We start from the raw sequence: 12084 nt of genomic DNA on the forward strand, positions 1-12084 counted from the left end.
TTGTTTTTACAGACGTCTAACTTTAGTAACATTCTTAATTGCTTTAAGATGTTTAAGTGTTTCGTCCAGTTGGGATTTATTTCTGACTTCGAGTACGATATTTCCTGTAAAGATACCATCATTGGATTCAATAGAGAAACTCTTCATGTCTAGGTTCATATTATTGGAAATAATTGTAGAGATATCATTAATCATACCTTGTCTGTCCAGACCTTCTATTTCTATTTTTGCACGGTTGGTAAAGCGCTCTGCGTTTACCCATTTGGCAGTAAGAACACGATAGTCATAGTTAGCACGTAGGTTGATAGCATTCGGGCAGTTTTCATTGTGCACTTTTATACCATCGTTAATTGTAATAAATCCGAAGATTTTGTCGCCAGGAAGTACACTGCAGCATTTTGCAAAACTGTAATCCATTTTTTGTTCGTCCTTACCAAAAACGATCATATCCAGATCAGAGGCTGGTTCAGGAGCTACAAATTCCTGTTTTGGTGTTTTACGGAATTTTTGTAAAAGATTACTAATCATTCCTTTTCCGTCGACATACTTTTTCAGATCCGAAGCATCCAGTACACCGCTTTGGAAATTTAAGAATAATTCCTGAGATGTTTTATAATTAAAGAACTTTTGTAATTTGTTGATCTCATCATCGGTATAGGCAATTTTGGCATGGCGCATCTTACGCTGCAAAATTTCCTTTCCTTCCTCTACCATCTCACTTTTGTGAGAGTTTAGAGCTGCTTTAATTTTGGCTTTAGCCTTCGATGTTACAACAAAGTCCAGCCAGTCAGCTTTTGGTTTTTGATTGTTACTGGTTAAAATATCGATTTGATCACCATTGGCCAGCACGTAAGAAATAGGAACCAATTTTCCGTTTACCTTCGCTCCGAGACATTTCATTCCTAAATCGGTGTGAACTGAAAAAGCAAAATCCAGAGCTGTAGATCCTGACGGAAGAAGCTTTATCTCACCTTTAGGTGTGAAGACAAAAACCTCCTTACTATAAAGGTTTAGTTTGATACTATCGAGAAGCTCGTTAGTGGAAAGCGACTGCTGTCCTTCCAAAACCTCACGGATCTGAGTAACCCATTGTTCAAAGTTACGGTCATCATTATTTTTCTTATAACCTTCTTTATACTTATAGTGCGCAGCAACCCCTTTCTCTGCTACTTCATCCATTCGCTCGCTTCGGATCTGTACTTCGATCCATTTGCTGTCCGGACCTAATACTGTAAGGTGTAAACTTTCGTAACCGGTAGAACGCGGCTGAGATATCCAGTCCCGCATTCGGGAAGGATTGCTGTGGTAAAGATCGGTAACAATAGAATAGATCTTCCAGGCTAGAAACTTCTCATTTTTAGCATCCGATTTGTAAATAATTCTGATGGCATAGTTATCGTAAACTTCCTCAAAGCTTACATTTTGCTTCAGCATTTTACGATAAATACTACTGATAGCTTTGGCACGGCCTTTTATGGAAAAGTTCAATCCTTCTTCTTTTAGCTTCTCAGAAACCTCTTTTGTAAATTCAGCAATATATTTTTCACGGCTTTCTTTTGCCAGAATTAATTTCTCTGTAATTTCGTTGTAAACATCCGGATTGTTGTATTTCAGCGAAAGATCCTCTAACTCCGATTTTATGTTATACAACCCCAGTCTATGTGCCAGCGGAGCATAGATATACACTGTTTCCGAAGCAATCTTCTTCTGCTTGTCAGCACGCATACTATCCAGTGTACGCATGTTGTGAAGACGGTCGGCAATCTTGATAAGAATTACCCGAAAGTCTTCGGACAAAGTCATAAGGAGTTTACGGTAATTTTCCGACTGAACCGAAATATTCTGGTGGTTCATAATCGAAATCTTAGTTAGCCCCTGTACGATATCTGCTATTTTTTTTCCAAACAGTTTTTCAAGATCTTCATAAGTATAATCAGAATCTTCAATAACATCGTGCAAAAGCGCCGATGCAATACTTGTTGCACCAAGACCTATTTCATTAGCTACAATATTTGCTACTTCAATAGGATGGTATATATAAGGCTCACCTGTTTTACGTCGCTGATCCTTATGGGCATCCAAAGCTATATCGAATGCTTTACGAATAAGTTTGTTCTGGTCCTCGTCAAGTGTTCGGTATGTATTAGAAATCAGATCCTTATATCGGGCTAAGATTTCTTTATTCTCTTGTTCTAGGTCGTAAACCATTTCCTTCATCAATTAAGTTATACTAAAATACTATTTTTTCGAGTAAAATCATAATCTTTTTGAAGAATAGACACGGCTGAAAATCGTTATCTTTGGGTAAATTAAATTTATGAGGAAGACATTCATAATCGGTTTAGTTATAAGTCAGACAGTTGCAGCTCAAAATATATCGCAGAGACTTGAAACTGAAACAAAAAAAATGACAGGGTCAGAAAATATGCTGGCAGCTAACTTATCGTTTTATGTAGCCGATGAAAATGGAAATGTAGTTTACGAATATCAAGGGAATAAAGGCTTGTCTACCGCCAGTACACAGAAGATTTTCACTGCTATTGCTGCTTTAGACAAATTGGGACCTTCTTTTACTTTTAAGACACAGGCATCTTATAGCGGGCAGCTACAAGGCAATACATTGCAAGGTAATTTTTATATCACTTCTAATGGGGATCCTACACTGGGGAGCTGGCGTTATGAAGGTTATAAGCCGGAGAACTTTAAAGCAAAGTTGTTGGCAGCTATACAAGATAAAGGAATAAAAACGATTGAAGGAAATCTTATACTGGACGATTCTTATTTCGATTTGCAGACAACCCCCGGAGGTTGGCCATGGAATGATATGGGAAATTATTATGGCGCAGGTGTGTGGGGAATAAGCTGGAACGAAAATCAGTTTGATATGAGTGTAGTCGGAGGAAAAGATATTAAAAACTTTAATTATACTCCGGTAAATGTAAATTGGGTTAGCGAAGTAAAAGCTGAAGGAAGCGGGGATAATAGTATTATTTATACAGCACCATTCTCGGATTTTGGATTAATAAACGGCAGACTGCCGGCAGGTAAAACAACCGTAGTTTCCGGAGCTTTACCTAATCCGCCTTTAGTCCTGGGAACCGAGATTAAAAAATGGTTTTCCGAAAAAGGTGTTACAATTAAAGGAAAGGTTTTAACCTATAACACTGAAAAAATTAAGGGTAACGAAATCTCTCAGACTCCTGTAAACAATGTGTTCTTTACTTATCAGTCACCATCTCTGGATAAAATTATTTACTGGTTTCTTCAGAAAAGCGTAAACTTGTATGGTGAAACACTGGTGAAAACTTTCTCGAGACAAAAAACAAAGAACGCATCTTTTGATTCCGGAATTAGCGAACTGAAGCAATACTGGCGTGATAAAGGCATAGCTTCAGCGATGATTAATTTTGCAGATGGGAGCGGGCTTTCTCCACAGAATTATGTGTCTGCAAAAGCTGAAGTTCAGGCTCTTTTATATGCACAGAAGCAACCGTGGTTCGATGCTTTTTATAAAGCACTTCCAACTTATAACGGAATGAAAATGAAGAGTGGTACTATAAAATCCAGCAAAGCATATACAGGCTATCACCAGAGTAAATCGGGCAAAAAATATGTGTTCTCTATGATTATTAATAATTATTCAGGAGGGAATATAAACAGTCTGATGTATAAAGTTTTAGATGAATTAAAATAACAATTTGAAGAAAAAGAAATTCTTTTCGCAGTTTGCTAACTGGGCAGTATATGTACTCCTCAGTTTTATTGTATTAGGATCAATTCTGGCATCTGCGATACTTATTAATTATCTGCGTAAAGAGGAAATACACAGGATTAAGCTCTTTGCACAGGCACAAAAACTACTAAATGAAGACTCCGTACAGGATCCGCAGGTGCAACTTTTACTTCTGAATATTCTGGATGATAATAAAAGTATTCCGGTGATTGTTGCAGACAGGTTTAATAATCCGGTAAATATGCTGAATTTGCCCCAGGATGTAACAGATAATCCGGGTAAAGTGAAAAACCTGCTTTCCGAAATGGAGCAGTCTTATAAACCTTTGGAAATAGAAATGCCGGATGGTAATGTCCAGTATATTTATTATACCAACTCCAGACTCATGAATAACCTTCGCTATTATCCTTTAGCTTTAGGTGGAGTAATTATAGCTTATGTACTATTCTCCTTTTGGTTTTTGAGAACGGTACAACGAAGTGATGAAGGTTTCCTTTGGGTAGGATTGGCCAAAGAAACCGCCCATCAGATCGGGACTCCGCTATCATCAATGATAGGCTGGTTAGAAATTTTGCGTTTGGAAAATGAAGATAGTGTAGGTGTGAAGGAAATTGAAAAAGATATACAACGTCTTACAACAATTTCCGAACGTTTTTCCAAGATAGGTTCTGTTCCGGAACTTAACGATCTTAATCTGAAAGAAACAATTGAACAAAATCATGAATATCTGAAAACCAGAATCTCCAATAAAATCAATTTTTCGCTCCAGTTGCCTGGTGGTGAAATTCTTATTCCACACAGCAGAATCTTAATAAACTGGGTTATAGAAAATATTGTAAAAAATGCTGTGGATGCGATGAAAGGAATAGGAGATCTTAATATGCAGATTTCAGAAAAAGGAGATAGTATTTTTATTGATATCAAAGACAATGGTTCCGGAATGACAAAGACACAGATCAGAAATGCTTTTAAGCCTGGATATTCAACAAAGAAGAGAGGCTGGGGGCTTGGGCTTTCTCTCGCAAAAAGAGTAATTAAAGATTATCATAATGGTGACATTAAGATATTACAAACGGAAGTCGGGAAGGGTTCAACTTTCAGAATTATACTATCCAGAAGTAAAGATGCATAAGATTATTTAAGTACGAATTACGAATTACGAATTACGAATTACGAATTACGAATTACGAATTACGAATTACGAATTACGAATTACGAATTACGAATTACGAATTACGAATTACGAATTACGAATTAACATTGCTAATTGCTAACTATAAAAGTTTACAAAATCTTAATGATAGTCGCAGTTTTCAATTAAAACTAAATTCGTAATTATGTATTGAATTTAATTTTAGTAAAAATGAAGAAGTATTTCATAGGTGCATTATCAATTTTTAGTTTTATGGCTATGGCACAAACTCAGATTATTGCGCATCGCGGTTTCTGGAAGACAGAAGGATCTGCCCAGAACTCAATACATGCATTAAAAGGAGCACAAAAGCTTAAGGTTTACGGATCAGAGTTTGATGTTCGTCTTTCAAAAGATGGTGTTGTAGTCGTTAATCACGATGAGGATATTAATAAAGTAGTTATTGCAACAACAGATTTTAAAGAACTTAGAAAGCAAAAGCTAGCAGATGGAGAAGTGATTCCTACTTTAGATGAATACCTTAAACAGGGGAAGAAGGATCCGGCTGTACACATGATTCTTGAAATAAAACCATTAACAACTGAAGCATTTGAAAAAGAAGCTGTAGAAAAGAGCCTAGCACTGGTGAAAAAAAATAAAATGGAGAACCAGACCCAGTATATTTCTTTCAGTTTATTTATCTGTAAAGAACTGAAGCGTTTGGATCCAAAAGCAAAAGTGCAGTATCTGAAAGGAGATCTTTCACCAAAAGAAATTAAAGACCTGGGAATAGACGGAATAGATTATCACTACAGTGTATTCGAAAAGAATCCAACCTGGTTAAAAGAAGCAAAAGATCTAAAATTAATCACAAATGCGTGGACTGTAGATAATCCGGATATTTTCCTGAAATTAAAAGCTCAGGGAATAGATTTTGTAACCACTAATACACCGGATGTTTTTCAGAAACTATAAAAAAGAGGTAAAACAACATAACAAACAACACCAGAAATTTTACTTCTGGTGTTTTTTGTTTATCTATCGGAGATCTAATTATTTTATTTAATTTTTTGCGGGCTGAAATTTCGGATGCCCTACCTGCCATAAGGCAAAAGAGTAGATATCTGCATATTCTCGGAAAACAACATTCTGGTCGCTTGTAAAGTGTCCGTTTTCGTAGTTTGCATATAGTAATACAGGTTTGCCTGAAGCTGAGTTTTGCTGCAATATTGCTGCAAATTTTCCAGGACCCCACGGAACGATTCTGGAATCATTCATACCTGTTCTTACGAGGACAGCAGGGTATTTTACACCTTTTTTCACTTTGCTTTGCGCATCCATTTCAAGGAGATTTTTGGTGTCTTCTTTATTTTTAAGAGTGCCAATTTCCGGAATCTGATTTGGACCGTTTGCAGTAGTTTCAGAGCGTATGGCATTAGTTAGTCCTACTTCGGCTATAGCAACCGCAAACAGATCCGGACGCTCAGTTATTGCACGTCCAATAAGAACTCCGCCCATACTTACACCGTTTCCAATCAACTTGGAAGGAGACGTATATTTTTGGTCTACTAAATATTCTGAGCAGGCAATAAAGTCTTTCCATGTATTCGGCTTATTGGCTTTCATTCCGGATTTATGCCAGTTTTCTCCTTTTTCACCACCGCCTCTTACATGGGCAAACGCTATAACAACACCTTGTTCCAGCAGTGCTGCGAGTCTTTTTATAAAACGGGCATCATATGAAATTCCATAGCCGCCATATCCTGTAATATAAGCAGGAGTATTGCCATCCATTTTCATGTTTTTAGGATATATAATGGACAGTGGAACCATTACACCATCATGGCTTTTTACTTCTATTTCCTTAATTTCATAAAGCTTTTTGTAATCTGGATAATCATTGATATTGAAGTATTTATTTTTGGATACATTTCCAGTTTCCGGACTATAATTATATACAGCAGTTGGGGTTAGCCAGCCTGCATTGTCACAAATAATATCATCATTTTCATAAACATTAAGTGAACTGGAAGTATTAACACCTGATGGCAGCGGAATTTTTTTTGTTGCAAGTGTTTGAAGATTAATCTGGTATTTATCCTGATTAACACCATCACTCAGTGAGTAAATCAAATAGTTTTTAGAGCTGTGAATAGACGTTATAAAATCTTTGCTTTCTGGAATAACTGTTTTTGCTTTTTCAAAATCAGGATTAGCCAGGCTCGTAACACCTATTTTATAATTAGGCGTATTTTTATGAGTAAGGAAAAAGAGCTTATCATTATAGATATGAAACTGGACAATATCATCCGAAGCCTTTACAATTTGTGTCCATTTAATTTTCTTGTCTTTTATAGAAGAATATGGGGCGTAAAAAGCAGGGGCTTCTGACTTTACCGAACCTATTCTTAGTTGTATATATTTATAATCGTTTGTAAATGTAACTTCAGGAAATTGTTCTGTTAATATATTCAATTCCGGATATTCTTCCCGTGAAGCAATTACTACATCCTGTCCGGTATCAGTACCTATCACATGCAGCATGGCTTTCATTTCTTTTAGCAGCTTTTCGCTATTAGGATCTGCAGTACTCATCTTAGTATAAGTAATAGCTTTGCTGTCTGGTGTAAATTCGAATGCAAATTCACTCCATATTGGGCTGAGTACATCATTCAGCATCTTCTTTGTATTGAGGTCCAGAATCCTCAATTCACAAATTTCTCCTCCGGATTTTGAAAATAGTAATGCCAGCTTTTCTCCTTTCATATCAATATTGAAATTAGATATTTGAGCATCTTTTTTATAAGTTTCCGGATCAAAAACCAATGTCTCTACTCCTGTATCAATGTTTCTTGAATAGAGCTTGGCAAGCTTTCCGTCTTTCTTGGTTTTTTTGTAAAAATAAAATTTTCCTCGTTGAATAGGAGTACCATATGAGTCACCCGCCATTTCTTGTATCTGCTTCATACGATTGAAAAGAAACTCGCGATTCGGAATTTTATCTATAATCTGATGGCTAAAATCGGATTGCGCCTTGAACCAGGATTGTACCCCGGGACTTTTAAGATCTTCCAGCCAGCGATAGTTGTCCGTAATTTTTGTTCCAAAATAATCGTCGGTAACAGGTATTTCCGGGGTCTTGGGATAATTGTACTGGGCTGCTAATAGCTGACAAAAAAGCATGCCCACAAGGGAAACAGAATATTTCATATTATTTTATGTATTTGGTGTAAAGGTGATGATTCATGAATAAAAGGGCTTTACTTAGACTATTATTCAATGAATTATAATGTGACTAATTTAAAAATAAATCCCTCATAGAAAATAAAAAACTACGAGGGATTTGCTATTTAGAAATAAGCTGTTAGCTTTAGTCCTAGTGTCATATACGATATCTGCTCGTGAGAAGATATATCGAAATCGTGATTCAGGTTATCATCATTCTCTACAATATCAGAGAAGTGGTATTTAATTTTAGAGTTGGTAAAACGGAAATCGTTGTATGCTGTAATACCCAACTGTGGTGTTATTTTATAGGTTAAAGATATACCGGAACCCATCATAAGACTTTTAGAGGGGCGGTAGGTTGCTATCCTGTAATACTGTTGTGTTGCTGTAGGATCATCATCTTTTAAGAATACTTTTCCATTAGCAGCCTTGGAATATCCTGCCGTAGCCTTTAGCATTACCTGCCATTTATCTGTAAGATCATAAGCGAAATATGGTCCTATCATTGCATTTAGAAAGCCCAGAGATTCAGTTTTTACATCCAGCGTTTCCAGATCCGGATCTTCAGTTTTCAGGTGTAATGCACGTACAGGGAATGTACTGATATTTAAATCGGCGCCAACACCCCAGTTTTTGCTGAAAAAGTATGCTCCTTCCAGACCTGCTTCAAAACCTACTGTTTTTCTGTCACTCAAACCAGATTCTTTCAGGAAGTTAGACATGGATACTGTTGCTCCCGATTTCAGAGCCAGGAAAGAAGGATTCTCATTGCCTTCAATTTTGGAAAGCAATCCCATATTATCTCCTTTATTTTTGAATATTTTATCAATAAAGAAATAACCTAATTCTGTAGAAAGAATACCAATACCAGCACCCGCAAGAATATCAGGTAACCAGTGTCTGTTATTTAGAGCACGGCCTAATCCTGTAAATGTTGCGGCACTATATCCTGCAATACTATAAGCAGGGTTTACCAATCCATATTCTTTATCCAGAAAGGCTGCATTGGTGAAAGCCATTGCAGCATGCCCCGATGGGAAAGAATTTCTTTTTGAGCCGTCCGGACGTTCTACTTTTGCTGTATATTTTATAGAGTTAACCAAAATTGCCATAATCGCAAGACTGGTTGCATAAGAAAGGGTGGCTCTTCCTATATTATTACGTCCCTTTACACCTGCCAGTTTTAATCCATATACTGCCAATGCTGGTGTATATTGCAAATAATCGTCGTAAGGAACCTTAAAATTTGGAAGATACCTGTTTCTGTTTTCACGTATTTGTTCCTTCTGTCCCCATGTAGCTGCGGATGCTACAAATAAAATACTCGGAGCGATTGATTTCTTCACCCATTCCTTCTGAAAAAATTTAGGTTTAGATTCCAGAGTGGTCGGTGTGTAAGAAATAAGTGATTTTGCAGGAATAATAGTATCTTTCTTTATTGTATCCGTTTGCGCTTTGGATACAGTAAATAAAGAAATACCCGCAAGTAAATAAAGTTTTCTCATATAATAATAGTAGTAGATATCCAATATATAATTGGGCACCAAAAATAGTGAAAACTTCTGAATTTGGAGATAAAAGAAAAGGACTATACCTTTATGATATAGTCCCTTAGATTATGATGAATGAATTTTACAACTTTGCAGAGTTCAGTCTCAATGAATTTACAATTACTGAAACAGAACTAAAGCTCATCGCAGCAGCTGCAATCATAGGGGAGAGCAGAATACCTAAGGAAGGATATAATATACCTGCTGCAATTGGAATACCTAATACATTGTACAGGAATGCGAAGAGTAGGTTTTGTTTGATATTTCTAACCAACTTATGGCTAAGTACCTTTGCCTTTACAATACCCTTAAGATCACCTTTTAATAAGGTTATTTGTGCACTTTCTATCGCCACGTCGGTACCTGTACCCATTGCTATACCAATATCGGATTGTGCCAGTGCTGGTGCATCATTAATTCCGTCACCTGCCATTGCTACAATTTTACCCAATTCCTGTAGCTTTTTGATCTCATTTAGCTTGTCTTCAGGAAGTGCCTGTGCGATATAATGTTTTATCCCAAGACTATCAGCTACAGCTTTGGCTGTTTTACGATTATCACCTGTTATCATTACGACATCTACACCCATTTGCATTAGCTGATGTACTGCTTCTTTAGAGGTTGATTTTATAGGGTCTGTAATAGCTAAATAACCAGCAATCTTATTATCTATAGTAACAAAAGAAACTGTTTTTCCCTGTTCCTGTTCTGCAGTAATTTGTGCTGCAATTGCTTTGTCTATAGCTATGTTATATTGTTTCAGGAGACTTTCGTTTCCTACAAGAACTTCCTTACCTCCTGTTTGTCCATATACTCCTTTTCCGGAAATATTCTCAAAATTGCTGGCTTGCTCCAGGCTAAGGCTTTTTTCTTTAGCTTTCTTTATAATAGCTTCTGCGAGTGGGTGAGTACTATTCTGGTTAAGGCTGGCAGCCAATTGTAATACTTCCGTTTCTGTATACTGACCGAATGTTCCAATTTTCTGTACAACAGGTTTTCCTTCTGTAAGTGTTCCGGTTTTATCTGTTACCAGTACATTTACCTTATTAAGATTTTCCAGGGCCTCTGCATTCTTAATCAAAATACCATTCTTTGCACCTTTTCCTACACCTACCATTACCGACATTGGTGTTGCCAATCCAAGTGCACAAGGACATGCTACAATAAGAACAGCCAGAAGGTTGGCAAACGCATATACAAACTTAGGGTCCGGACCCCAAATACTCCATATTACAAATGCAAGAATTGCAATTAGTACAACAATCGGAACAAAAATTGCCGATACTTTATCGGTAAGCTTCTGAATAGGTGCCTTACTTCTGCTGGCTTCATTTACCATATGAATGATTTGTGAAAGTAGTGTTTCGTCACCTACACGTTCAGCTTCCATCAGGAAAGTTCTGTTACCATTGATGGTACCGGATGTTACGCTGTCTCCTTCTTTTTTGTCTACAGGAACAGGCTCTCCGGTAATCATGGATTCATTTATTGTAGAATAACCCTCAGTAATTTTTCCGTCTACCGGAATTTTATCACCGGGTTTTACTTTTAGAATATTTCCTAACTGAATATCATCGACAGAAATCTTTTTATCCTGACCATTTACTACCAATGTAGCTTCGGTCGGAGAAAGCTTTATAAGTTCCTTTATCGCAGAGTTTGTTCTGGAATGTGCTTTTGCTTCCATCATCTGCCCCAGAAGAACAAGCGTAAGAATAACACCTACTGATTCAAAATACAAGTTGGCCCCACCGTGATGCTCTTTTAGCTCATGCGGAACAATATCCGGAAAGATTAAAGCCACTACACTGTATATAAACGCAGCTCCGGCACCAAGGCCTATAAGACTGAACATATTGAGTTTCCATGTTTTGAAAGAAGTCCATGCTCTTTCAAAAAACATCCAAGCAGCATAGAAAACTACAGGAACGGTTAGCCCTAATTGTATCCAGCCATTAGCTTCGGGTGATAATATTTTCGAAATTGGATTACCGGGAATCATTCCGCCCATAGCCAATATGAATACAGGAACGGTAAAGCCTACAGAAATCCAAAACTTTTTCAGAAGATCTTTGTAAGTTGCATCTTCTTCTTCAGTCGGTTCCATTGGGACGAGATCCATACCGCAAATAGGGCAGCTACCTGGACCATCCTGAATAACTTCCGGGTGCATAGGGCAGGTATACTGTACTTTTTTCTTTAGTTCCGGTATTTTTTCCAGATTCATACCACAGACCGGACAACTTCCGGGATTATCATATAATTTATCACCCTCGCAATGCATTGGGCAATAGTATTTACCAGCCGATGATGATGTTACTTTAGGTTTCTCTGTGTGATGATGATGTCCGCCGCCACAACATGAAGCTTTCTCTTCCTTTTTAGGAATATTTATCTCTTCAATAGGAGCGAGGAACATACCACATACCGGACATCTTCCG

General features: G+C 37.2%; 7 protein-coding genes. 3 read left to right on the plus strand and 4 right to left on the minus strand.

What is annotated here, in order from left to right; translation table 11 throughout:
- Window positions 1–6 precede the first annotated feature (6 nt).
- On the minus strand, window positions 7–2208 hold the full coding sequence (locus BAZ10_RS06320) for a RelA/SpoT family protein (RefSeq protein ID WP_078771356.1): 2202 nt from the start codon (window positions 2206–2208) through the stop codon (window positions 7–9).
- Between the two features lie 109 nt (window positions 2209–2317).
- Between BAZ10_RS06320 and dacB the strand changes: the two genes are divergently transcribed.
- The 3 genes from dacB (at window position 2318) to BAZ10_RS06340 (ending at window position 5840) form a co-directional block, all read left to right on the plus strand.
- Window positions 2318–3694, plus strand: coding sequence for a D-alanyl-D-alanine carboxypeptidase/D-alanyl-D-alanine endopeptidase (gene dacB / locus BAZ10_RS06325; RefSeq protein ID WP_078771351.1), 1377 nt, complete (start codon window positions 2318–2320; stop codon window positions 3692–3694).
- 4 nt (window positions 3695–3698) lie between these two features.
- Window positions 3699–4865, plus strand: coding sequence for a sensor histidine kinase (locus tag BAZ10_RS06330; RefSeq protein ID WP_059156404.1), 1167 nt, complete (start codon window positions 3699–3701; stop codon window positions 4863–4865).
- Between the two features lie 231 nt (window positions 4866–5096).
- Entirely contained in the window at window positions 5097–5840 is a 744-nt protein-coding gene (locus BAZ10_RS06340; RefSeq protein ID WP_078771352.1) for a glycerophosphodiester phosphodiesterase family protein, read from the plus strand.
- A gap of 87 nt (window positions 5841–5927) precedes the next feature.
- Here BAZ10_RS06340 and BAZ10_RS06345 read toward each other — a convergent pair whose 3' ends face one another.
- From BAZ10_RS06345 to BAZ10_RS06355, 3 genes are all read right to left on the minus strand, one after another.
- Entirely contained in the window at window positions 5928–8075 is a 2148-nt protein-coding gene (locus tag BAZ10_RS06345) for a prolyl oligopeptidase family serine peptidase (protein WP_078771353.1), read from the minus strand.
- A 140-nt stretch (window positions 8076–8215) separates the two neighbouring features.
- Complete coding sequence (locus BAZ10_RS06350; protein ID WP_078771354.1) at window positions 8216–9598, minus strand: phosphatase PAP2 family protein; 1383 nt, start codon at window positions 9596–9598, stop codon at window positions 8216–8218.
- 127 nt (window positions 9599–9725) lie between these two features.
- Window positions 9726–12084: copper-transporting P-type ATPase (locus BAZ10_RS06355; RefSeq protein ID WP_078771358.1), on the minus strand; the 2359-nt coding region annotated here is incomplete at its 5' end.

Origin of the sequence: Elizabethkingia occulta (assembly GCF_002023715.1) — a bacterium.
Lineage (GTDB): Bacteria > Bacteroidota > Bacteroidia > Flavobacteriales > Weeksellaceae > Elizabethkingia > Elizabethkingia occulta.